Origin of the sequence: Paraburkholderia madseniana, from assembly GCF_009690905.1 — a bacterium.
GTDB classification, from domain to species: Bacteria; Pseudomonadota; Gammaproteobacteria; order Burkholderiales; family Burkholderiaceae; genus Paraburkholderia; species Paraburkholderia madseniana.
Genome location: NZ_VOSW01000017.1, coordinates 69,131 through 92,341, shown reverse-complemented (window position 1 = coordinate 92,341; position 23,211 = coordinate 69,131). Strand labels below are relative to the sequence as shown.

The following is a 23,211-nucleotide window of genomic DNA, read 5'->3' as shown; positions in this document are numbered from 1 at the left end:
GCCTCATGTCCCACGTTTGAAGCATGTGTCAGCTTGTTGAAAGAGCGAGCAGACGCCGGCCGATCTGAGCGCCACGCGGCAAGGAATTCGACAGGCGCTCGAGCGTCGACATGAAATGGCGCTGTTGCACATCCGCCTGTTCGGCGTCGCCGCAGGCCTCGTGAATCGCCGCCGCCGTGCGGTGAAGCCGCCAGTCCGCCAGCGGGGTTTCGACGCCTTCCGTGGCCGCGAACGCGGCGTTGATGTGCTCGCGTGCAATGACCGGATCGCCACTCGCGAGCGCCTCTCGCGCGACGACTTCCCAGGCGAGCGCCTGCCACGTCCGGTCTTCGGTGGCGAGGGCGAGCTTGAGGAACGCCTCCCCGCGCGATCGCGCGGTGCGATGGTCGCCCGCCATCATCGCGGCCTCGGCGGCACCCCATTCGATTGCCAGTCGCCAGTACCAGTCGAACATGATGGGTGTAGCGTCCAGTTGCCGTTGCGCTTCAGCAAACAGCGCCGAGGCGCGTACGCCGTCCTCCAATCCAATATACGCGAGGCCCGCGAGCACGATGCACGCACGGTGTTGCACGGGCAGCAGCGCGCCGGAGTCGGCTTCGACCACTCGATCGGACGAGTTTGAAGCCGGCACAAAGCGTTCGTACATTTCAATGACTGACTCGTAGTCCATCGTGTGCACGAGCAACCAACCCCGATAGACCTCGAGTGTGCGGGCCGCAAAATAGTCGCCGTTCTCGTGAAACGAAGCCATACCCTGGTCGAACGATTCCATCGACCGCCCCAACTCTCCAAGGAAGAGATAAGCCCACGCAGTACCCAGCCGGACCATCCACGTCGCCCGCGCGAGGTCAAAGCCCGGATGTTCCACCGCATGCTCAAAGAGGATCTGGTAATTCGCCCGCACCGTGCCGAGCGCTTCGCGATAGCGGGTGGAAATGATGCACAGCATGCTGTGTTCCATATTCGCCCGGGCGATCAGCAAGGGATCCCCCGTCTCGCGCAGCGCACGCATCGCCGTCTCGCACTCAATCAGATCGGCATGCGACCAGCCGTCCGTCCAGATACGGCGTACGTAGGCACTCACGCGCACCAGCGCACTGACGCGCAGGTCGGGATGCGACGCGCTGAGCGCCAGCGCAACGTTTAGCACCTCGATGCAACGTTGCCTGTCGCTCCAGCTAAAGACGTAGGCCAGGCCGAGCATGGCGCGCAATTGCGCATCGAGCCGGCCAATCGTGCGTGCCTGCTCCTCCAGTTCGATCCAGGCGGCCTCGGCGCGCGGATCATGCGCGGCAGCGTAAAGCGACGCGCGCGCCTCGGCAAACTCAAAGCTTTTCAGTGGACGCAAATCAGCCGGCAACCTGGTGGTGAGCGAAGCGGCAAAGTCGAGAATCGACTGCGCCTCGCGATACGCAAAGCGAACCTTTGCGGTTTGCAGCGCCATGCGTAGATAGTCAATCGCCTTGAGCCAGTCTCTCGCGTCGGCGAAATGATGTCCGAGCTCGTATGCCACCTCCGCTCGCTGATCGCGAGCGTAGATCGCCTCGAGCCGTTCCGCGATTTGCCGATGCAAACGGGAGCGGCGAGTCAGCCCTTGACGTCCATAGAACGCGTGACGAATGAGCGCATGGTCGAAACAGAACATCGCCGCCGCTCCCCCGTCGGGTAAGCGCTTCACCCCGCAACGTTGAATGAAGCGTTGAGTGCGTGCCAGCGCCTCGCAGATATCGTCGAACTGCTCCGTCGACAGACCCGCGGCCTCGGCCACGGTCGCCGATGAAAAGCAGAGCCCTGCCACGCTAGCGGCCTCAAGCACATTCCGTTCGTCGGCACCGAGGCGCCGGATTCTACCTTCGAGCGCCCGGGTTATCGTGTGTGGCGCTGCCGCGCCGATCGTCGCGAGAGGCGCCAGCGGCCGCCAGCCCGTCGCTGTCTTGCGGAGCATGTTGCGCTCCACGAGATCGGCAAGGGTCGCCCGCATAAACAGTGGATTGCCGCCGCAACGTTGCGCGATGAGATAGGACAGCTCTTCCTCGGCAGGGTCGATGTGATCGCGGTCTGTCAGCCACGCAACCACCGCATCGCGAGGCAACGGACCCAGCGCCAGCTCCCGGCATAAGCCTCTCAGCGAAAGCTCGTGGTGCAGTTGCTCGATGGGGTGTTCGGCCAGCGCCGCCTCGTCCGGCCGGTAAGTGACGACGACCATCAGGCGCAGCGCGCCTGGCTGGCGCGCCAGCGCCGCCAGAAAATCGATCGTCGAGTAGTCGGCCCAATGAAGATCTTCGAATATCAGAAGCAGCGGTTGCGTCTGCGTCAGAGCGCTCAGCAAGGCTCGGATCTCCCGCAGCATGCGTTCGCGCGACGCGTGAGGAAGCTGCCGATGCAGGGACTCGCGCACCTGACTCGCCACCTGACCCGGGAGCTGCCATGCCCACGTGGGCGCCAGCGTCACCAGCGCTGTCACGACTTCGCTGCCGCCGGTTCCCTGGCAAAGTTGGCCGAGCGCCTGCAGAACCGGATAAAACGGCTCCGCGCCCCCATAGCCCTCGACACAATGCCCTTCGGCAACCCACGCATCCTCAGGTCCGGACCGTTGGGCGGCAACGAACCGCCTGAGCAACGCTGTCTTGCCGATGCCCGGTTCACCTGCAACCACCACGATCTGAGCGTTTCCGCATCGGGCCTGGTCCATTGCGGCACACAGTTGCCGCAGTTCGCTCGTGCGTCCGGCAAAGCGGCCGAAGCTCTCCTCGCTTACGGCTGGCGCAAGTTCCGTTGCAGGGATCTCGACCGGCGCGACGAAACGATAGCCGCGTCCGCGCAGCGTTTCGATGTAGCGAGGGCGCTGCGCGCTATCGCCGAGCCGTGTCCGGATCGTCTGTATGTGGCTCTTCACGACTTCGGGCTGCACGTGCACGTCGGGCCACACGGCTTCGAGCAGCGCGTCATGGGTAATCAGCGCACCGCGATTCTCGATCAGAAACCGCAACACGCCGAAGGTCTTGCGCGTCAGGTCGATCCGCTCGGGTGTCGTGCCGGAAGAAGCCAGCCGCCAAAGACATTCGTTCGTCGTATCCAGACGAAAGCCTTCGAAACTGATCGACGATAACCTGCTCGAATGAGCCTTCATGCCAACCTTGCTCCTCATGCCTTTAGCCAACCCTCTGAAGAACAAACGCGCCCGCCTGCCAGGGCGAAACGCACACATTTCCCGTCAGGGTAAGGTGTTCGAAATCCGGAAGGGTGATTTTCCGGTCCTGATTGTGTAATGGAATGCTTCACTCAGCATGACCGACAGGTGCAGTATAAAATCGCGGCAACCAAGTCGGGTTGCAGCGCCATCGGAGAACCTAGGTGATCGATTTCCCACCCTTTCGGCTGGATCGAGTGAATCGATGTGTCTGGCAATGTGCGCCCGACGGCACGAGCCGGAGGCTCACGTTGGCGCCGCGCGCCTACGACATGCTGCAATACCTGATCAACCACGCCGGGCGGCTCATCACCCACGAGGAATTCCTCGATGCGCTCTGGCAGAACGTGCATGTCCAGCCCGAAGTGCTGAAGGCCCACATGCTGACCATCCGCACGGCGCTCGGCGACGATCCCGCACGTCCAAGCTTTATCGAAACCCATCGCGGCCGCGGCTATTGCTTCATTGCGCCGCTCTCCGCCAGTTCCAGCACTGGTCCGCGCGAGGCGGACCAGCGCAGCCATGGCGGATTCGTCGGCCGCAAGCAGCAACTGAACCGCTTGAAGACGCTGTTCGACGAGGCACGTCATGGTGCATCGCGCATCGTGTTCGTGGCGGGCGAACCAGGCATCGGCAAGACGACGCTCGTCAATCGGTTCCTGGACTCGCTCGATGGCGATGCCACGGTGTTGACGTCGCTCGGGCGCTGCGTCGAAGGCTACGGCGGCATCGAGCCTTACTACCCGGTGCTCGACGCGCTGACCCAGTTGACCCGCAGCGAAGCGGGCCCGATGATCACCCGCACGCTCGTGTCGATCGCACCGACCTGGGCGCTCCAGATGCTGGGATCGGTGCCGCAGCAATACCGCGCCGAGCTGCAGCATCAGGTGATCGGCGCGGCGAGCGGGCGCATGTTGAGAGAGATCTGCGAATTCCTCGAAGCGCTCTCGCTTGAGCGGCCGCTCGCGCTGGTGTTCGAAGACCTGCATTGGTCCGACTATTCGACGGTCGACATGCTGTCCGCGCTTGCCCGCCATCGCAGCGGCGCACGTCTGATGGTGATCGCCACGTACCGCCCGGAAGACGCCGAACTCGCGCAACACCCGTTGTGCCGGCTGAACCGCGATCTGGGGGTGCAGAAGCTGTGTCACGACATCGTCCTGGAACCCTTGACCGAAGGCGCCATCGCCGAATATCTGACGGGCGGCCCGCGCGACGCCCGGCTCGACAGCGCGAACGGCTTCGCTCAGCTCGTGCGCGAGCGCTCCGGGGGTAACCCGCTGTTCATGGTCGCGACGCTCGATCACCTGGTCGAACAAGGCATCGCGCAATCGACGCCCGAGGGCTGGAAGCTGCATCTGTCGCCCTCGGAAGTGCGGCTGGAAGTGCCGCTCACGTTGAACCAGGTCATCGAGCATCGCATCCAGCGGCTGACCGACGACCAGCAACGCGCGCTCGAAGGCGCGAGCGTCGCCGGCCTCGCGTTTAGCGTGACCACTGCGGCGCCGGCCGCCGCCTTGAGCCACGAGCATTTCGAGGATATCTGCGAGGCGCTCTGCCGTCAGGAAAGCTTTATCCGGCGCGAGCCGACGTCTGCGCTCGAGGACGGGTTCGCCGCGAGCACCTATGTGTTTCGCCACACGATGTACCGGCAGACCTTCTACGAGCGGCAGGGACCGCTGCGCACCGTCCGCTCTCATCTGCGCGTCGCCGAGGCGCTCGAGGCGCTGTTCGCACCCGAGGAGCGCGGCGGGGTCGCCGCCGAACTCGCCCAGCACTTCGCCGCCGCGAAACGTTGGGAACGTGCGCTCGGCTATCTGCGCATTGCGATCCAGACGGCGAAGAAACGTCTCGCCTACAACGACGCGCTCGCGGTCCTCGACCGCGCGCTGATGTTCGCGGCCAACCTGCCCAGTGAAGCCCGCGCGGCGGCGGAAACGGAATTCCTCGAAGGCCGTGCTTCGATCTTCGCGGCGGCCCACGACTCCCGCGCGCGGGAAACCTGCGAGCAGCTCGCGGAGCGTGCCGCGCAGCACGGCCTGATCGATATCCAGAGCCGCGCGCTGATGAGCCTCGCGTACACGTATAGCTGGCGCGACCAGTTGCGCTGCAGCCAGATCATCGACGAAGCACTCGCGCTCAGCGACCGGCAGACCAACCCGCAGCAGCAGGCCCGCACCCGCATCAGTTGCTACGTATGGCGGATGTGGGTGCGCGGCTGGTGCGCCGAAGACATCGTGCGGTGCGAGGCCGCGCTCGTCCCCCTGCGCGCCGGTGACGATCCCTACACGACCGCCTGGTCGCTGTGCGAATACTCGATGGTCTTGCTCGTGTCGTCGCGCTACCAGGAAGCCCAGGACACCATCCTCAAAAGCTACCGTTTCCTCGTCGAGAACGACGAAAACCGCCCCGAGTTCAACATGGCACGCGCGACCTGGATGGTCCATCTGGGTGTGCCGTGGACGCAGCTCTATCTCGGCGAATTCGGCCGCGCGCAGCGCGAGTTCGACAAGGCAATCGCGATGTTCGCGCACAACGGCAACCCGTACGGCGCGGACACGCTCACGCTCTATCGCTGCTGGGTGCAATTCCACGCGATGGATTTCGACGCGATGCTGCTAGCCTGCACGCAGGTGCTGGCCGGCAAGTCGCCCGAGCCGGGCAGCGGCAAATCGATCCTGCCGGCCGAATACCGGCTCTGCCTGCTGCTGACCGGGCTCGCACAGCTCGGCCTCGGCGATACGCGCGCCGCACGCGACGCGCTCACACAGGTGATGCAACGAATGGACGCGCTGCCGGTGATCTTCGACTGGTACTGGCGTCTGCCGCTCGAATGGGGGCTCGCGGGCGTCGCACTCGAGGAGCGCGATCTCGACGCAGCGATCACGCATGCCGACCGTCTCGTCAAACTGGCGACCTCGATCGAAGAACGCACGTGGCAGGGCTTCGCGTGGGAGATGCGCGCGCGGGTCGCGTGCGAACAGCATGACGCAACCCATGCGTTGCGCTGCGTGCAGCATGCGCTCGACGCGATGCGGGGTTACCAGACGCCGCTCGCGGACTGGCGCATCCATCGCACGGCTGCCCGCGCCTGCGAGTTGGCCGGCGACACGCAATCGGCCGACTACCACGCAGCACTTGGCCGGACGATGAAAGACGCGCTCGCGGCAAAGCTGCCGTCGGGCCATCGTCTGCGCGAAACATTCGAAGCGGGCTAGTCGCCGGCGTGCCCGCATCCGGATAACCGGACGAGACCCAGACGGCTCGCCAGCGTCACCGCTTCGATCCGGTTCCTCACCGACAGCTTCGTGTACAGATGCTTGGCGTGCGACTTCACCGTCTCGGGCGCGATGCACAGCCGGATCGCAATCTGCTTGTTGGTCAGCCCACGCCCCATCAGTCCGATGATCACGCGTTCACGCTCGCTGAGACCCATGGCGGCCACGGACCGTGCGATGTCCCGCGCCGTATCGCACTCCGGTTGCGCATGGGCGGCGCCCCGCCGGCGTCGCGACATCAAGGCGGCTGCGTAGGGAAGCAGCTCGCGGACATCCCCGGCGGGCACGATCGACCCGCGCACCATCCCGTCGATCAGTTTCGCCACGCGCTCGCTGCAGTCGACGAGCGTCTGCTGCAGTCCCGCCGAAGCCGCCTGCTTCAGCAGCGTGACGAGCGCCTCGACCGCTTCATCGCGCAGACCGGCGACCAGCAACGCTTCGATCAGCAACAGCGCGATCGTCACCGCGCCGTATCGATCGCGCCTCAGGACGGTATCGCAATGGAGCTGCCGCAGCGCTGCGAGATCGACCGCGGCGGATACCTCGATGGGTGCCTGAGGGAACGCCAGAGCGGATGCCTGGGAGAGCGTCTGAGCGCATGCTTGTGAATGCGCCTGTGCGAGCGCAAGCCGTGCCTGCGCGAGTACGTGGTAGCGCGCGATCTCGAAGCGCGCGCTGCTGCTCGCCGCGCCGCATTGCCCGGCCAGCATGGCGAGCCGTTGTGCGCAGAGCGCCGCCTGGTCGATGCGATCCGCGGCCACGTGCAGCTCGACCTGCTGCGCGAGGCTGGCGGCGCGCAGCCGCGGCCAGTTGCGCTTCATCCCAAGCGCGTCCGCCTCGGCCAGCAGCAGGAGCGCCTGTCCCGGTTGCCGCCGGTTCGCGGCGATGCGGGCAAGCAGTCCGTAAGCGCGCACCGCGCCTTCGATCGCACCGCCCTGCCGGATGCCCGGCAGCCGCGCCGCGACCAGCGCCTCGCTCTCGTCGACGCGGCCCTCCTCGTACAGCACCTGCGCCATCACGCAGGCGGGCAGCGCGTCGATTGCCGCCGGACCGGCCCCGAAACGGCGCACGACATCGAGCGCGTCGTCGGCCAGCAAGCGCGCGGCATTGAAATGCATCTGAGCGAATTCGACCGCGGCATCAAGCGCAAGGTCGAGCATCGCGGTGATCGCGCGCAGCCGGCCCGGCTGCCCGTCCGGCGCGCGGCGTTCCACCGCGTAGAAACTCTCGGGGTCGCCCAGGCGCAAGTAAGCGCAGCGGCACACCGTCAGCGCGACATGCGCGGTGGGCGTTGCGGTGCCGAGCCGCAGCGCGGAAAGCGCAGCGGCCAATGCGGCTCCCGCGTCGTCCTGCAGCAGGAGCGCCGCGGCCCGAACGGCCGCGATCTCGCAACGCACAGTAACCGCAACCGGGCCCGTTAGCGGACCGACCTGCCCTTCAATCCGCTGCGCGCTCAGCAGCGCCTCGGCGGCCTCGCCGCGGATCACCATCTGCCACGCGCGCGCAAGATCCGGATGGATGCGCGCTGCACTTACCGCAGGCCGTTCCCGGCCGACGCGCGCCAATGACTGAACTTCGGACTGAACTTCGTCGGCATACACCGGCCCAGGCGGCACGACATGAAGCGCCCGCGTCACAAGGGCGTCGGACTGCCCCCGCGGCGGCACCGCGCGGGGTTGAAGATGCCCCGCTTCCTGATGAATTTCGCAGACAAATGCCTCGTTCATTCCTCGCTCCGTCGGACACCCGCTCGTCACAATCGCTGGACGAACGCAGTACCGTCCAGACTAGAGATGACCGTCCGGAAAAGCGTGATGATTCGGTTCTTTTTCGGTAAAGGATGGGTTGTTGTCCGGTATTGCACGGACTGAAACCGAAACGAAAGCGATCAATACCGGGATTTGTAATACGGCCAACGATCAGCCGGATGACACGCGTTCGACCTCGGAGGCCAGCATCATCGCGGCCGCGTTGACGGGCCTCGGCCGCCCCTGTCGCGGACGATAGACCGCGTCGCCGGCCTTGATCGGCGCACCCGACAACGCGCAGCGACCGCGCCGCCTCGAGACGCCCACCCGCCACAACTGGTCGCCGTAGCGGCAGGACGTTGCATCGCACCAGTACACGACCACCACCTTCGTCGAAACACGATCGAGCACGCGCACCACGCATTCGCGGCACGCGTCGGTTGGCGCACCCCGCACCTTTACTGCTTCGACGCGCGGCGCCAGCCGGCTCGCGGCCCACTCCCACGAGCCCCCGTCGAGCAGGCGCAACGCGGCGCACCAGCAAGCATCATCCGCCAGGTCGGTCTGCATGATCACGCTCCGGTGTCGCGGCGGCGCGGGTCGATAGCCACCGCTGGCTCCACGAGCGGCTCCTCGTCCCGCATGCGGGTCCGCCAGCTATTGGGCGGCTCGCCGACCATCCGCCCGAAGACGGTCGTAAAGTGCGCATGCGATCCGAAACCACAACTGAGCGCGACGTCGAGTACGTTGAGCGCCGACGAGCGCAGCAGCATCTGGGCATGCTCGATCCTGCGCCGCAGCAGATACGCGTGCGGCGAATAGCCGGTCGTCGAGCGGAACTGCGCGGCGAAATGCATGCGGGTGAGTCCAGTGCTGGCGGCGACATCGGCAAGTCCGATCGGCTGTGCGAGATTCGCTTCGATGAAGTCGAGCGCGCGCCGCAGACGCCACTGCGGCAGCGACGCCGCGCGCCGCGCGGACGGCCGCGTTTGCTCAGCAGCCCGCGCCACGAGCCGCGCGACGATCGCATCGCAGACGCTGTCTGAGTGGAGCCGATGAGACGCGTCGGCGACCGGCTCGGCTTCCTCGAGCGCGGTCCCGCCGTCGGCGGCGAAATCTGCCACCTCGTTGCCGCACGCTGCATTCGGTGTCTGCGTGAACATGTGCGCCTCCGCAGGGCGTAAGTCGACGGCCTCTATCTTGCGCAGTCTGGCGGCGGCGCGACATCCCCTCATCGGGTGAGCACGACGGACGCGGCATCCCTCGTTTGTGCGTTGTCAGGCGCCGCGACGCGGTTTGATTGCGCCCGCGGGATGGCGCTTCGCAATCGACGAGCGCAGCGCGGAATAGGCCGGCGCGACCATCGGGTAGTCGGCCGGCAGGCCCCACTTCGCGCGGTATTCGTCAGGGGTCATCGCGAAGTGGCGCTGCAGGTAGCGCTTGAGCGACTTCAGCTTGCGTCCGTCTTCGAGACAGACGAGATAATCGTCGCGCACCGATTCCTCGATCGGCACCGCCGCCCGCTGCCGCGCGGCCGGTACCGACGTCGTGTGCAATGCGGCTAGCGCCGCGTAGGTGCTCCAGATGAACTCCGGCAGGTCGGCTGCCGGCAACGGATTGCACGACACGAAGCTCGCCACGATTTCGGCGGTGAGTTCGATCAGATTGACGTCCTGCGTCACGACCGGCCTCGACGGATCAACGGCTCCGGGTGGAGCAGCGGCGTTGCCCGAAGTGGAGTGCGGATTTCCGAAGCATCATGATTCTTCATGACCTGGCTCCATGGCTGGCGGGTCATCGGTCGCATTCGCGTCGGCAGGCACGGCGATCCCTCCCCCGACAGAGGGTCGGCACGCTCGCGTGGGCGACCGGCAGCCGCAACGAAGCCGGCGTGCTCGCCGCCTAGGGCTTGTTCGTGCTGGTCGACGCCCCCGGCAGGTCGTCGCTGCGATAGCCGCCGCCCAGCGCGCGGGTCAACACGATGCCCGCTTCGATCTCGTCGCCGGTAAGTTGCACGAGTTCGAGGCGCCCAGCGATGACCGGCGCCTTCGCCTGCATCGCGCTCGTCCTGTCGCCGAGGCCGGTCTGGTAGCTCGCCTCGGCACTGTCGCTCGCAAAGCGCAACGCGTCGATCCGGTCACGCTGCAAATGCGCGCGATGATCGAGGTCGTCGATCTGGCTGCCGCTCTGCGCGACGTCGCGCACCGCGTCGAGCACCGCCTGGTCGTACTGCTCGATCAGCGTGTTGCTCGCCGTGCGCGCGCCGTGCAGGTTCGCGTTCAGGCGGCCGCCGTCGAAGATCGGCAGCGTGAGGCCGGGAATGAGGTTGATCTGCTGGCTCGAATGCAGGAACAGGTCGCGCATTCGCAGCGCGTTGAAACCGAAGAACGCGGTGATGTCGAAGCTCGGGTAGAACGCGGCCTTCGACGCATCGATCTTGTCGAACGACGCCTGTACCAGCCAGCGCATTGCCTGCAGATCCGGGCGCCGCGCGAGCAGCTCATACGACAGCGTCGACGGCAGTGAGCCCGATGGCGCCGGCAACGGCACCGGCGCGATTGCCGGCAGATCGTCGGGACCGACGCCCGCCAGCGCACGCAGCGCTTCGCGCGCGTGGACGATCTGCTCTTCGCTCGAGGCGATCTGCTGGTCGATTGCGAGCACCTGCGAGCGCGCCTGGGCGGTCTGGGTCAGCGCTTCGAGGCCGCGTTCGTGCCGCGCCGATCGCGTGTCGAGCTCGAACGCGCGCACTTCACGAAGCTGGCGCAACAGATCAAGGCTCGCGTAAGTGATCTGGATGCTGTAGTAAAGCTGCGCGACGCCTGCCGAGAGTTCGAGTTCGGCCTGCGCCGCCTCCGCGCGCCGCGCGTTCTGCTCGCCGATCGCCGCGCGCACGAGGTCGCGCTGCTTGCCCCAGATGTCGATGTCGTAGTGCGCGTCGACGCCCACCAGCCCGGTCCAATACCACGGCCCAAACGCTCCGATCGCCGGATCGTGCGACGCGTACGCGCTGAGGAACCCGTGACCCGAGACATGCTCGCGATCGGCTTCCGCCAGCGCGGACATCTGCAGACCGGCCGCCGCCTGGATCAGCTCGACCTGCGCGTGGGCTTGCGAGACGTGCTCGCGCGCAATGGCGAGCGAAGGCGCATGCGCGAGCGCCAGCTCGACGAGCGTATTGAGCTGCGGATCGTGATACTGCTCCCACCAACGTGCAGACGGCCAGCCTTCGTTGGCCAGATGGATGTCGTCGGCGAGGCGGATCTGCTGCGGCGCGATCATCGCGGCGGGCGGACTATCGTGGTGAATGATCGCGCATGAGGCGAGCAATGGCAGCGCTAGAGACGCGAGGCAGTGGTTGAGCAGTCGTGCGGCTGGTCGTGTGGCCAATCGTACGGCCGCCATGCGCGTCTGGCGCCACAGGCTCGGTAAGTGCGGTAAGCGCAACACGCGGCGCAGGATGCAAGCGAAGTGCGTCATCGCCGATCACCCCGCGCTCGCGAATTCGCCGGACGCACGTTCGTCGGGCAACCAGCGTGGCAACCCGGCGAGCGCCGCGTCAATGCGTTGCGCGAGCCGCTCCAGCGTTTGCTCACCTGCCGTCCCCGCTGCGCCTGCCGGCGGCAGTGCGGCGCGCAATCCGCTCGGGTCGAGCCGCGCCGGCGTCATCGCGGCTGGTGGCTCGGCCGTGAGCTGTGACGCGTATCGCTCCAGCGCATCCGCGACATCTGACTGAAACTTCGCGGCGCGCTGCATCGGTGCGCTTGCCGACGCATTGATCATCGCCTCATGGTGAAACGCTTCGAGCGCGACAAGCATCGCACGGCTCTGCGCGAGCACCGTCTGCGACAGCAGCGCAATACGTGTCGTCTCTCCCTCGCGCCAGTCGGGTTCGAGCGCGACACGCGCGAGCGCCATCTCGCAATCCGCGACCATGGCCCACGCTTCAACCACCGCTGCAGAATCCGTCGCGCGTGGGCCGCTCTGCACCGCCTTCGCCTCGATACGCGCCAGCGCCGCGATCCTGCGCAATATCGACGTCAGTTGCGTACGCAGGCCATCCGCTTCGCGCTCCGGCCACATCGACATCTGGATGAAGGTGGCCACGCCGACACCCAGGACGATGCCGACGATCCGGTCGCGGATCTCGGTGAGATCCGACGGCGGCGAGAACGATTCGAGCAAGGCCAGCGCAAACGTAAACATGATCTGGATTCCTGCATAGCTGATCCGCTCGGATCCCGCCGCCACCCAGGCGCCGAGCGCGATCACGGGCAAGCTCATCAGCAGCAGCCCCGTCACGCTTTCCAGTTGCGGAATCACGAACGCGACCATGAACAGCGCCAGTGCACTGCCGATCAGTGCACCGGTGAGCCGCAGCACGCCCTGACGGCTCGACGCGCCAAGGCTCGGCAGCGCGACCACGAGACACGTCAGCATGATCGTGTGGATACCTGGCCAGTTCACCGCGTTGTAGAACACATAGCAGATCAGTACCGAGAACAGCGTACGCAGCGCGAAGCGCGCGTAACGCGGATTCGCGAAGACGTCCGGTTCGGGCTTCGCGGAAGGCGCCGCCGCTTTCGTCGCCTGCTCCGCCTTCGCCTCTTTCGCCGCTGCACTGCCGGCGGGCGTATCTTCCGGTGGCGTCGGCGCGACGGCACCCCGCGTGGCCTCGGAGAACGCGTTGAGCGCGCGTTGCATCGCGTCAAGCGCGGGTATCGAGGTCAACACCGACGCCTGGCGCGATGCGCCCCAATGCCGCCATTGCAGGTTGTCGCCAATCGCGTGATCGAGCGACACGAGTTCGTCCTGCACCACGCGGATGGCATCGATCTGCCCGGCGTCGTGCGCGACTGCATGCTCAGGCAGCACCGCCGCAGCTTCGAAGATGCGCGATACCACGGTCACGCAGGCCAACCACGCCGAGGCATCTTCCTCGCTGTAGTGATGACGCATGGTCGAAAAACGCAACAGCTTCTGCAACGCGAGTGCGCCGCGCTCGAGATCGAGCGCGCCAATGTGCACGGCCGGCGCATTCGTGTCGATCATGACCGCGAGCCGCGCACGGGCCGTCGCGAGCTGCCCTTGCATGGCGGCGCGCAACTGCTGCTCCGGTTCAGCTGGCAGAAACAGCGTGTTGATGATCAGCGACAGCACAACTGCGTAGTTGACCGCCACCCACACCCACAGACAGGCACGCACCAGCGCTTCCGCGTTATCGGTCCGATCGACAAAGGTCTGCGCGTAAATCACGATCAGCGAGACGAGAAAGAACACCAGCCCCAGTTTCGCCACGGCTCGCATCAGATAAGCGCTGCAAAAAAAGATGGCGCTTGCGACGATGATGCGCAGCAGCGGGTAGTCGAACGTCAGCTTGAAGACGCCGATGATGCAGGCGATCGCGCAGGTCGTGCCGATCACGGCCAACAATGCGACAAGGCGGGTCAGCACGATGTTCGACTGCGTGACGAAAAACACCGCGATCAGCGACAACGCCACCTCGGGCACCCGCAAGGTCATCGACACGACAAGCACGATCGCGCAGCCGAGCACGCTGCGCATGGTCAGGTTGGCGCGCCCCGGAAACCCGCCAAGCTCCGAGAGCAGGAAGCCTGCCAGTTGCCCGAGCGGCCGCGGCCACGCGAGATGACGCCCGACGCCGTCGAGCCCGCTCATGACGGCGCTCCATTGGGCGTCGCGCGAGTGTCACGATTATCGCGACGTTCGGGCTGCAGCACAGCGACAGCGGACGTGCCAATCCGGAACATCTGCGGATCGGGATGATCGACCAGTATCTTCACCGGAAAACGCTGTGAGACGTGCACCCAGTTGATGCTGCGCTGAATGCTCGGCAGACCGTTCGCGGTGCCGCCGCCGTCCGGCGGATCGACGCCGAAGCCGATCGAGTCGACCGAGCCGCTGAAACGGATGCGCGTATTGCTCATCAGGTAAACGGTCGCGCGGGTGCCGGGCCGGATGTTGCCGAGCTCGTTCTCGCGGAGATTGGCGATCACGTACCAATGCCGCGTATCGATCAGCGTGAAGACGGGTTTTTGCGCGGACACGAATTGCCCGACGGACGTGCGCAACTCGACGACGCGGCCATCGAACGGCGCACGCACGGTCGCGTATTCCAGGTTGAGTTGCGCCGTGGAGATTTCAGCCGTCAGCACCGCGCGCTGCGCGACCAGCGCGGCGACGCTGCTGACCGCCGCCTGCGCCTCGCGGGCCTGCGCCTGCGCGGCCGCAAGCTCGGCGAGCGCCGAGCGTTGCGTGGTGCGCGCGCGCTCCAGATCGTCGGCGGAAATGTAGCCCTTGCCGATCAGCGGCTCCATTCTCGCCAGCGTGTCTCCCGCCTGCTTCGCGGCGGCCTGGGCACGCGCGACCGACGACTTCGCCGCTTCGGCACTGAATCCTTGTGCATTGACGGTGCGCTGGGTCAGCGGAATCTGCGCATCGAGTTGCGCGAGCGCCGCCTGGGCGCGCTGCAACGCGAACTGATACGGCCGCGGGTCGATCTCGAACAGCAGATCGCCCTGCTTCACCGCCTGGTTGTTGCGCACCGCAAGCGTCACGATCTTGCCGCTGACTTCGGGCGAGACGCCGATCGTGTCGGCGTACGCATAGGCGTCGTCGGTGCGCGGCACGGTATCCACGCGCCAGATCACGGCGATGAGCGCGATCACGGCCAGCGCGATCAGCAGCATGGCGGGCCAGGTTCGCGGACGCTGCTTTCCTGCGTCCGTGCTTTGGGCAGCAGTCATGGTCACACGGTCAGCTAAAGGTTAAAGGGATCAAAAGGATCAACGGCGTTAAAGGTTGAAGCCTGCTACCCAGAGCGCGATGGAAAACAGCACCGTCAGCGCCGGATAGACGATCGCAGGCGGCGTGAGCCAGGCGCCGCGGCCGCTTCGCGAAAGCAGCACATGCACGCATACGACCAGCAGCACGCCGCCCACGATACAAAACAGCCAGTCCGGAAAATACGCGCCCAGCACGCCCACCGACGGCGCGTCGCTACACGCTGTCAACGTCGCGCACGACATCATGACCGTCCATCCATGGCGCCTACGGCGCACACCACTCGACATCGCCGTCTCTCCCTGATGGCAGGCAATGAAGCATTACGATTCAACTGCACGCGCGATCCGGGCGCACCGGAAACACCGGATGCCAAGGTTCAGCGCGTCAGGTTCACTTTCGCGAGATCGATCAACTCGCCGCCACGGCCGTCCATCACCGCCTTCATCATGAAGAGGCCGAAATGCCAGGCTTCATCGACGGTGGTCTTCGGCGGCATGATCAGTTCCTGGCGTGCGCTGACGACGTCGACGAGCGCGGGCCCGTCGCGGGCAAGCGCTGCCGTGATCGCGCCTTCGAGTTCCTGCGGTTTCTCCACGCGAATGCCCTTCACGCCCATCGCTTCGGCCATGCGCGCGAAGTTCGGATTGACGAGGTCGGTGCCGGTATCGACGAAGCCCGAGGCGCGCATTTCGATCTCAACGAAACCCAGCGTGCCGTTGTTCAGCACGATCACCTTCACCGGCAGCTTCGCCTGAACCAGCGTGATGAAGTCGCCCATCATCATCGTGAAGCCACCGTCGCCGGACATCGAGATCACCTGGCGGCCGGGATACGTGGCCTGAGCGCCGATCGAATGCAGCATTGCGTTCGCCATCGAGCCGTGATTGAACGAACCGATCAGCCGGCGCCGGCCGTTCAGCTTCAGATAGCGCGCCGTCCAGGCGATCGGCGTGCCGACGTCGCAGGTAAAGATTGCATCGTCAGCCGCGAGCTGGCTCACGAGCCGCGTCACATACTGCGGATGGATTGTCGAGCTCGACGGATTGCTCTCGGCAAGCGAGTCGAGATCCTTGCGCGCCTTCTGATAATGCGCGAGCGCGCTGTCGAGATGCGACGAATCGGTTTTTTCCTTGAGGACCGGCAGCAACGCGGCGAGTGTGTCCTTGACCGTGCCGACGAGACCAAGATCCAGCGAACAGCGGTTGCCGAGCGCTTCGGGACGCACGTCGATCTGCGCGATCGTGGCGTCCTCCGGATAGAACTGCCGGTAAGGAAAATCGGTGCCGAGCAGCAGCAGCATGTCGCACGCCTTCATCGCGGCGTAACCCGACGCGAACCCCACCATGCCGGTCATACCGACGTCGTATGGGTTGTCATGTTCGATGTGCTCCTTGCCGCGCAGCGAGTGCACGATCGGCGCCTTCAGGCGCTTCGCGAGCTCGACCACTTCGTCGTGCGCGCCCGCGCAGCCGGCGCCGCACATCAACGTCACGCGCGATGCCGCGTGCAACATATCCGCGAGGCGCGAGATCTCGTCGTCGGCCGGACGCAGCACGGGCGGTGCCGACGGCACCAGCCAGGGCGCAACCTTGGCGGTCGTCGGCGACAGCGCGACGTTGCCCGGAATCACAACGACCGCCACGCCGCGCCGTCCGACCGCGGCGCGCATTGCGCGGGTCAGGATCTGCGGCAACTGGTCGACGTGCGACACGAGTTCCACGTAGTGGCTGCACTCCTTGAACAGGATTTCCGGATGCGTCGCCTGAAAGTAGTCGATGCCGATTTCCGAGCTGGGTATGTGCGCGGCGATCGCGAGCACAGGCACGCCGCTGCGGTGGCAGTCGAATAGTCCGTTGATCAGGTGCAGGTTGCCCGGTCCGCAACTGCCGGCACAGACCGCCAGTTGACCGGTGAGATGCGCTTCCGCACCGGCCGCGAAGGCAGCGCCTTCCTCGTGCCGCACATGGACCCAGTCGATCTCGCCGGAACGCCTGAGCGAATCGGAGATGCCGTTCAGCGAGTCGCCAACAACGCCGTAAATGCGCTTCACGCCGGCCTGTCTCAGGGCATCGACCAGATAGTCCGCTGCCGTGGTCATGATGCCTCCTGCCGACGCGCGCTAACGGACGTAGCCGCCCCCTTGGGCGGCAGCGAACCTGAATGAGCGTGGGGGTAATTCACGATGCGCCTCCTTCTCCCGGTGACGGGGCGTGCAGGCACATGTGCCGGCGGCCACGGTTTAACTTCGACCATGGTGTCGCGGCTCGTCCGGGCGTGCTTTAGGATTTGCACGGTGACGTATTGAATTCGCGTGAACCGGCGGCGCACCGATCTCGCAAGCAAATCGTGCCCGCCGGGGTTACCGTGACTTACCTACCGTCACGGGGATCCACATGCACGACGGGCACGCACTCCGTCGATGCCCGCTTACCGGGCGCGGCGCTGCGTGGCCAGATCGCGACCGATGCGGCGAATCTCGGCCTCGCCCTGCGCAAGCGCGTCTGCGTTCGTATGCACCGAGTAGTAGCCGAGCACCAGCGGATAGGGATGCTTGATCGCGGAGCCGATGACGAACGACGTTGCTTGCTCGGCATGCAGCTCGATGGGCGCCCCGTCGGATTCCTCGAATACGGCGAGCTCCCCTGCCTCGATCGGCTCGGATGCGTTCAACCGCCCCTTGTCGATCGCCAGCCACGAGACGTTGTGTCCGGCAGGCGGCACGTAGCGCCACGTCTCCCCAGCGTTCAGTTCAACATGGAAGTAGTTGATGCCTTCGGGCGCGCGGATATCGCTCGTCGCCGACCCGTGGCGGCCGATGATGACGCGGACCGGTCCATCCCGCTGGACCTCGGCCGGCGAAATGTACTGGCTTTCCGCCGGCGAGTTCTCCTGCGAGGGCGGCAGCGCGACCCAGAGTTGAAAGAGGCGTACCGCTTCGCCCGGCAATACGTTTCCGTCGTGCCAGACACCATTGCCGGCCTTCATCCATTCGAGGCCGCCGGCGAGAAGTTCGCCACTCTTGCCGGTCGTGTCTGCATAGGAAATTCCGCCACTCAGCACGGTGGTGAGTGTTGCGAGACCCGAGTGCGGGTGCATCCCGAACATCGGCTTGCCGGTCGGCACGACCACGGCGTGATCCAGGAACACAAAAGGCTTGATCAACTCGCCGATGTCGGAGGGACTGGCCAGGCGGTTAATGCCGCCGTGCGCACTGCCAGTGGTGCGAAATGCAATGCGGCGCGGGGCCAGCGTTGTCTCTGGAGTCGGGTTGAGTACGGCTGTGTCGGTGTTCATGGCTCTGCCTTAAGAAAAACGCGATACACGTAAGGTAAGATCTTGCACTCCATCTGAAAAGCCTATATTTTTAGATTCTAGATATCGTTTGGAGCGATGGATATGCTTGACGGCGTAACGCTGGACCAGCTTCGGACCTTCATCGCGGCGGTCGATGAAGGCAGCTTCTCAGCAGCCGGACGCAAGCTCCGGCGCGCGCAATCAGTGGTTAGCCAGACCCTTGCGAATCTCGAGGCACAGCTCGAGGTGAAGCTGTTCGATCGCACGGCCCGCTACCCGCAGCTCACCGATGCAGGCAAGAGCTTGCTGCTCGACGCCCGTTCCGTGGCGGACACGATCGATGGTTTCAAGGCGCGAGCACGCGCGATGCGAGAGGGTCTGGAGCCCGAACTCTCCGTCGCGATGGACGTGATGTACCCCATGGATAGTTTGACGCGCGCGGCGGCTCAGTCCCAGAAGGATTATCCGCACACGCCACTGCGGCTTTATGTCGAAGCGCTGGGCGGTGTGATGAAGCTGGTGCTCGACCGGATCTGCAACATTGGCGTGATCGGCACGCTGCCGATCGTGACGGATGAACTGCAGGTCGAATCCTTGCGCGAGCTGAAACTGGTGACGGTCGTCAGTCCCGCTCATCCGCTCGCAAATACCCGGGGCCTCATTTCCGCTGCCGCAATCAAGAAGCACGTGCAACTCGTACTCAGCGACCGAACCGCATTGTCCGCGGGACGCGAATTCGGCGTGCTGTCCGCCTCGACGTGGAGGCTCGCGGATCTGGGGGCCAAGTATGCATTCCTGAAGGCCGGCCTGGGCTGGGGGCATATGCCGCTGCACATGATCAAGGAAGATCTCGAGAGTGGCACCCTGGTGGCGATTCGCATTGAAGGCCTGCCGCGCGATGTAGCGATGCCGATGAAGGTTGTTTACCGCAAGGACGCGCCGCCGGGGCCGGCCGCTCGCGCCTTCATTGCACAATTGGGGAAATAAGCGGTATGGCGGCTGCCCGCTGGCGTTCCTGCGAGCGCCGATCCCGGTGAGACGATCCAGCCGGTCAACTGGTCAGCCGGTCGTCTCAGCGGATCAGACTTGTCAGCTCGCGTTCACAGGCGAGACACGCAAAGCTGTCCGGCCGGTGAGCGCGTCCAGGCTGAACGCGCCGGCGCCGAACCAGGTGATTTGCAGGAGACCACCGGCCATCATCACGTTCTTGAGGAAGTGAATCATCTGGTTTTGATCGGCGAAGTTGTGGTGAAAGAACAGCGCGGTGACCACACAGAACACCGCCATCCCCAGCGACACGGCGCGAGCCCGGTAGCCCGACAGCAGCAGCAGGCCACCGCCCAGCTCGGTCAGCACGGCAAGAATGAATGCGAGTGGCGGCACGGGCAGACCCATGGCCGCGATATAGCCAACCGTCGCGCCGTACGCCGCGAGTTTGCCCAGCCCGCTCATGACAAACGGTGCACCGATCAGAATACGACCCAACAACGGAAGAAATTTAAAACGTTCCATGACTAACTCCTAAGATGAATTTACGCAGGTGGATTAAGAGAAAGGGAATTAGCCGGCGTCCACCATCACCAGCTCGGAATCTTCAAGAGCAGAAATCTGTGCCGCGGCGACTTTCGTAATCGCCACGCCGTCCAGCGGCCCAACGGGCTCGCCATTCACTTCGATGCGTCCCGAGGCCACGACGAGATAGGCGCGACGCGCCGGACTCAACTCGTATCGAACGCTTTCGCCTGCCTTCAGCATTGCGCCGAACACACGCGCATTGGCACGAATCGGCAGCGCACCTTCGTCGCCCGCGAACCCGCTGGCCAGGACTACAAAGCGCCCTGAGCGGTCGCCTCTTGGAAACGGCTTGGTGTCCCATGCGGGTTCGCCACCGGCTTTACGAGGCAACAGCCAGATCTGGTAAACCTTGAGCGGCACTTCGCCCTTGTTGAATTCGGCGTGGCGTATGCCCGTGCCGGCGCTCATAACCTGGACATCGCCTGCGTGGATCGTTCCTTCGGATCCCAAAGTGTCTCGATGCCCGAGCAGGCCCTGGCGCACATAGGTGATGATTTCCATGTCACGATGCCCGTGCATGGGAAAACCGCTGTCAACCGCGATCTCGTCGTCGTTCCACACAATCAGGGGACCGAGAGCGGCATGGTCGGGATTGCCGTCGGCGCTCACCGCGAAATGGTATTTCGCGCGCAGCCAATCCCGGTTCGCCGTGTCCAGTGATTCCCAACGTCTGTGTGTGAGCATGTCCATCTCCGTTTTCCGCCGCCGCCAATGCGACGCTTGTCACCTGTGCGACCGACCGAATTCAGCGCTGATACAAGTGATGCAGGTGATGGGAAGAATGCTATATTCGCAATGAACTCGCGCATATCTCCTACAATGAAACGCTTCATTGCCACCAATAGAACGATCAGAAGGAGTTGAAGTCCGCCTATGAACGCAATCACTGACCTCAACGATCTTCGGCTCTTCGCAGAGGTGGTCGAGCGTGGTAGCTACACGGCGGCCGCGCGCGGCCTCGGCCTGCAGACGTCGAAACTCAGCCGGCGCGTTCGCGCACTGGAAGAAGAACTTGGCGTTCGCCTGCTCAATCGCACCAGCAGGAGCCTTTCCCTGACGGAGACCGGGCGGCAGTTCCACCAGCATTGCCTTGCACTGGTGGCGGAAGCCAAGGCCGCGAAAGAGATCGTGGAGCGCACGCGCTCCAAGCCGCAGGGCACCGTCCGTATCGCCTGCCCCGTGGCCTTGCTGGAGTCCGGCATCTCAACGATCATCGCGCGATACGTAGAGGACAATCCTGATGTCCAGGTCCTGCTGGATGCAACCAACCGCCGCGTGGATGTCGTCGAGGAAGGCCTGGACTTTGCCATCCGGGTCAGGCTGCCGCCGTTGGAAAATACCGACCTCGCCGTCCGCCAGTTGGGCTTGTCGATCCACATTCTGGTTGCCAGTCCCGAACTGGCCGCGCGCCATTCGATGCCCAGTTCGATCGATTCCGTAAAGGAATGGCCCACCCTCTCCATGGCAAGCAGCAACGAGCGATTCGTGTGGAATCTGGTTGACGCTGAGGGGCGCGTGACCTCATGGGCGCACCAGCCTCGCCTCGCCACCGACGACCTGGCAAGCCTTCGGGTGGCGGCGATATCCGGCGTCGGCGTGGCCATGCTGCCGAGGGAACTGGTTGAGGCCGATATTCAGGCCGGCCGCCTGCAGCACCTGCTGCCAGGTCTGGCTAGCACGCCGGGCCTTGTGCATGCGATCTTTCCCACGCGCCGAGGCATGGTTCCCGCCGTGCGTCACTTGCTCGATGCGCTCGTGGCCGGATTCGAAGCCGTGTCGGCCAGGCAGGGATCTGCCTGACCGTCTCATGCGCGTCAACGGTGCGAATAGCCTGACGTTCAGCCAAACAGCTTGTTGGCCGTCCGGGCGATCAGTTCGCCCTGGTGACGAGCGCCGGCGAGCTCGATCGCGCTCGGCTGGCGTTGACCTTGCCCACCGGCGATCGTCGTGGCGCCGTACGGCGAACCACCGACGATTTCATCCAGCGTCATTTGCCCCTGGTGGCTGTATGGCAGGCCGACGATGGTCATGCCGAAGTGCAGCAGGTTGGTAATGATCGAGAACAGCGTCGTTTCCTGGCCGCCGTGCTGGCTCGCCGACGACGTGAACGCACCGCCGACTTTGCCATTCAATGCACCGCTCATCCAGAGGCCGCCGGCTTGATCCAGGAATGCCGCCATCTGCGATGAGACGCGCCCGAATCGGGTCGGCGTGCCGACGACAATAGCGTCATAGTTGGCGAGCTCGGCGACGGTCGCGACCGGCGCTTGCTGATCGAGTTTGAAGTAGGCGGCCTTGGCCACCTCCGCCGGCGCGGTCTCGGGCACCCGCTTGACGTCGACCGTGGCGCCCGCGGAACGCGCCCCTTCGGCGACGGCATCCGCTAGCGCTTCGACATGGCCATACGAGGAATAATATAGAACCAGAACTTTCGACATTTCGATCTCCTTCCTATATCTGCGTGATACCACTGTGGGAAATGATGTGCGCCGGACAACGCGCACGGTGTTGCAGTAAGCGCCGATCCGGGTGAGACGATCCGCCCGGTCAGGCGGTCGTCTCAGCGGATCCGTGTTCTCAGTTCGCGATCAGCGTTGCCGCACGCGAGCCTGCCCTACCGGAGCGCGCGCCATGACGAGCACCCGAAATGAAATGATGACTCGACCTGAAGGCTACGACCGAAATGCTTATGCGCATAGCTCCACGGCTGCAACGAATCGTTGCTTTTGACAGAACGACAAGAATTAATCAATGCATCCGAATGATGGCTTGCAAACGCCCATAAAGCAAAACGGCTGAGTCTTTCCCACCGATACAGGTGGGAAAGACTCAGCCGCAAACTACGCGATTCTCGAGAATCGCGTCTTTACATCAACATTACATACCGCTTGCTGCGCCCGAACGGGACGTCCCGTCAGCACCACCACCGTAACCCGAGACAGGGGCTTGGGCTGCGGCATTCTGCGCCGCGACTTTTGCTTCAGCTGCCTGAATGTTCTCGGGGTAGTGAATCCAGTCGTGCGGGTCGTAGCCAGCTTTCTCGAGCTGGGCCAGATCGGCGCGCACCTGCGCACGGCTTACCGGCTGACTGGACTGTGCGAACGACGCAACCGGTGCTGCAATAAGGGCAGCAATAAGAACCATCCTGGTGAACGACTTCATGGTGACCTACCTCAACGATTGTTTTAGTTGCAATACAGAGCAGCTTCGCTGCCATGGCTGCACGCAGTCTAAAGGGCAAAAATCGTTAGGGTAAGTACTAGTTTTCGAACTCTCTATTGCTGATGCGGCAACAATCGGCCGACGTCGCCGTCGAGCA

The 23,211-nt window shown here is 64.6% G+C and carries 18 protein-coding genes; 3 read left to right on the top strand and 15 right to left on the bottom strand.

What is annotated here, in order from left to right; all coding sequences use genetic code 11:
• Window positions 1-28: 28 nt before the first annotated feature.
• The gene (locus FSO04_RS11370) at window positions 29-3,130 is read right to left on the bottom strand and encodes an ATP-binding protein (RefSeq protein ID WP_166618171.1); all 3,102 of its coding nucleotides are present in this window, start codon (window positions 3,128-3,130) and stop codon (window positions 29-31) included.
• A 311-nt stretch (window positions 3,131-3,441) separates the two neighbouring features.
• Here FSO04_RS11370 and FSO04_RS11365 point away from each other — a divergent pair, with 311 nt between their 5' ends.
• On the top strand, window positions 3,442-6,408 hold the full coding sequence (locus FSO04_RS11365) for an ATP-binding protein (protein ID WP_154559781.1): 2,967 nt from the start codon (window positions 3,442-3,444) through the stop codon (window positions 6,406-6,408).
• Here the strand turns inward: FSO04_RS11365 and FSO04_RS11360 are convergent.
• From FSO04_RS11360 to FSO04_RS11315, 10 genes are all read right to left on the bottom strand, one after another.
• Window positions 6,405-8,069, bottom strand: a complete 1,665-nt coding sequence (locus FSO04_RS11360; protein ID WP_154559780.1) for a LuxR C-terminal-related transcriptional regulator — start codon at window positions 8,067-8,069, stop codon at window positions 6,405-6,407. The two genes, FSO04_RS11365 and FSO04_RS11360, sit on opposite strands and share 4 nt — an antisense overlap.
• A gap of 318 nt (window positions 8,070-8,387) precedes the next feature.
• Window positions 8,388-8,786 (bottom strand): DUF3331 domain-containing protein, encoded by a 399-nt coding sequence (locus tag FSO04_RS11355; RefSeq protein WP_154559779.1) that lies wholly within the window; start codon window positions 8,784-8,786, stop codon window positions 8,388-8,390.
• A 2-nt stretch (window positions 8,787-8,788) separates the two neighbouring features.
• Window positions 8,789-9,379, bottom strand: coding sequence for an AraC family transcriptional regulator (locus FSO04_RS11350; protein WP_325063520.1), 591 nt, complete (start codon window positions 9,377-9,379; stop codon window positions 8,789-8,791).
• Window positions 9,380-9,493: 114 nt separating this feature from the next.
• Window positions 9,494-9,898, bottom strand: coding sequence for a Ros/MucR family transcriptional regulator (locus FSO04_RS11345; RefSeq protein WP_168435644.1), 405 nt, complete (start codon window positions 9,896-9,898; stop codon window positions 9,494-9,496).
• Between the two features lie 220 nt (window positions 9,899-10,118).
• The gene (locus FSO04_RS11340) at window positions 10,119-11,696 is read right to left on the bottom strand and encodes an MdtP family multidrug efflux transporter outer membrane subunit (RefSeq protein ID WP_233464815.1); all 1,578 of its coding nucleotides are present in this window, start codon (window positions 11,694-11,696) and stop codon (window positions 10,119-10,121) included.
• 6 nt (window positions 11,697-11,702) lie between these two features.
• On the bottom strand, window positions 11,703-13,895 hold the full coding sequence (locus FSO04_RS11335; RefSeq protein ID WP_154559777.1) for an FUSC family protein: 2,193 nt from the start codon (window positions 13,893-13,895) through the stop codon (window positions 11,703-11,705).
• Entirely contained in the window at window positions 13,892-14,983 is a 1,092-nt protein-coding gene (mdtN, locus tag FSO04_RS11330) for a multidrug transporter subunit MdtN (RefSeq protein ID WP_154559776.1), read from the bottom strand. The genes FSO04_RS11335 and mdtN overlap by 4 nt, the downstream gene beginning before the upstream one ends.
• Window positions 14,984-15,031: 48 nt before the next feature.
• On the bottom strand, window positions 15,032-15,268 hold the full coding sequence (locus FSO04_RS11325; protein WP_154559775.1) for a YtcA family lipoprotein: 237 nt from the start codon (window positions 15,266-15,268) through the stop codon (window positions 15,032-15,034).
• A 131-nt stretch (window positions 15,269-15,399) separates the two neighbouring features.
• Window positions 15,400-17,121: a ubiquinone-dependent pyruvate dehydrogenase gene (gene poxB, locus FSO04_RS11320; RefSeq protein ID WP_154559774.1), complete on the bottom strand. Its 1,722-nt coding sequence runs from the start codon at window positions 17,119-17,121 to the stop codon at window positions 15,400-15,402.
• 329 nt (window positions 17,122-17,450) lie between these two features.
• On the bottom strand, window positions 17,451-18,317 hold the full coding sequence (locus tag FSO04_RS11315) for a pirin family protein (protein WP_154559773.1): 867 nt from the start codon (window positions 18,315-18,317) through the stop codon (window positions 17,451-17,453).
• A gap of 102 nt (window positions 18,318-18,419) precedes the next feature.
• Here FSO04_RS11315 and FSO04_RS11310 point away from each other — a divergent pair, with 102 nt between their 5' ends.
• Window positions 18,420-19,304 (top strand): LysR family transcriptional regulator, encoded by an 885-nt coding sequence (locus tag FSO04_RS11310; RefSeq protein ID WP_154559772.1) that lies wholly within the window; start codon window positions 18,420-18,422, stop codon window positions 19,302-19,304.
• Between the two features lie 102 nt (window positions 19,305-19,406).
• Here the strand turns inward: FSO04_RS11310 and FSO04_RS11305 are convergent, their stop codons facing one another.
• Both FSO04_RS11305 and FSO04_RS11300 read right to left on the bottom strand, forming a co-directional pair.
• Complete coding sequence (locus FSO04_RS11305; protein WP_154559771.1) at window positions 19,407-19,829, bottom strand: DoxX family protein; 423 nt, start codon at window positions 19,827-19,829, stop codon at window positions 19,407-19,409.
• A 48-nt stretch (window positions 19,830-19,877) separates the two neighbouring features.
• Window positions 19,878-20,576, bottom strand: coding sequence for a pirin family protein (locus FSO04_RS11300; RefSeq protein ID WP_154559770.1), 699 nt, complete (start codon window positions 20,574-20,576; stop codon window positions 19,878-19,880).
• Window positions 20,577-20,765: 189 nt separating this feature from the next.
• On the opposite strand from FSO04_RS11300, the gene FSO04_RS11295 reads away from it, so the two are divergent.
• Window positions 20,766-21,692 (top strand): LysR substrate-binding domain-containing protein, encoded by a 927-nt coding sequence (locus FSO04_RS11295; RefSeq protein ID WP_154559769.1) that lies wholly within the window; start codon window positions 20,766-20,768, stop codon window positions 21,690-21,692.
• A gap of 38 nt (window positions 21,693-21,730) precedes the next feature.
• Here FSO04_RS11295 and wrbA read toward each other — a convergent pair whose 3' ends face one another.
• Entirely contained in the window at window positions 21,731-22,330 is a 600-nt protein-coding gene (gene wrbA, locus FSO04_RS11290) for an NAD(P)H:quinone oxidoreductase (RefSeq protein ID WP_154559768.1), read from the bottom strand.
• A gap of 439 nt (window positions 22,331-22,769) precedes the next feature.
• Entirely contained in the window at window positions 22,770-23,054 is a 285-nt protein-coding gene (locus FSO04_RS11285; protein ID WP_154559767.1) for a DUF4148 domain-containing protein, read from the bottom strand.
• Between the last annotated feature and the right edge of the window lie 157 nt (window positions 23,055-23,211).

Coding starts and splice junctions, on each gene's coding strand:
- FSO04_RS11370 (WP_166618171.1), bottom strand. CDS start 3,130: ATGAAGGCTCATTCGAGCAGGTTATCGTCGATCAGTTTCGAAGGCTTT.
- FSO04_RS11355 (WP_154559779.1), bottom strand. CDS start 8,786: ATGCAGACCGACCTGGCGGATGATGCTTGCTGGTGCGCCGCGTTGCGC.
- FSO04_RS11350 (WP_325063520.1), bottom strand. CDS start 9,379: ATGTTCACGCAGACACCGAATGCAGCGTGCGGCAACGAGGTGGCAGAT.
- FSO04_RS11340 (WP_233464815.1), bottom strand. CDS start 11,696: ATGACGCACTTCGCTTGCATCCTGCGCCGCGTGTTGCGCTTACCGCAC.
- FSO04_RS11335 (WP_154559777.1), bottom strand. CDS start 13,895: ATGAGCGGGCTCGACGGCGTCGGGCGTCATCTCGCGTGGCCGCGGCCG.
- mdtN (WP_154559776.1), bottom strand. CDS start 14,983: ATGACTGCTGCCCAAAGCACGGACGCAGGAAAGCAGCGTCCGCGAACC.
- FSO04_RS11325 (WP_154559775.1), bottom strand. CDS start 15,268: ATGATGTCGTGCGCGACGTTGACAGCGTGTAGCGACGCGCCGTCGGTG.
- poxB (WP_154559774.1), bottom strand. CDS start 17,121: ATGACCACGGCAGCGGACTATCTGGTCGATGCCCTGAGACAGGCCGGC.
- FSO04_RS11315 (WP_154559773.1), bottom strand. CDS start 18,317: ATGAACACCGACACAGCCGTACTCAACCCGACTCCAGAGACAACGCTG.
- FSO04_RS11310 (WP_154559772.1), top strand. CDS start 18,420: ATGCTTGACGGCGTAACGCTGGACCAGCTTCGGACCTTCATCGCGGCG.
- FSO04_RS11305 (WP_154559771.1), bottom strand. CDS start 19,829: ATGGAACGTTTTAAATTTCTTCCGTTGTTGGGTCGTATTCTGATCGGT.
- FSO04_RS11300 (WP_154559770.1), bottom strand. CDS start 20,576: ATGCTCACACACAGACGTTGGGAATCACTGGACACGGCGAACCGGGAT.
- FSO04_RS11295 (WP_154559769.1), top strand. CDS start 20,766: ATGAACGCAATCACTGACCTCAACGATCTTCGGCTCTTCGCAGAGGTG.
- wrbA (WP_154559768.1), bottom strand. CDS start 22,330: ATGTCGAAAGTTCTGGTTCTATATTATTCCTCGTATGGCCATGTCGAA.
- FSO04_RS11285 (WP_154559767.1), bottom strand. CDS start 23,054: ATGAAGTCGTTCACCAGGATGGTTCTTATTGCTGCCCTTATTGCAGCA.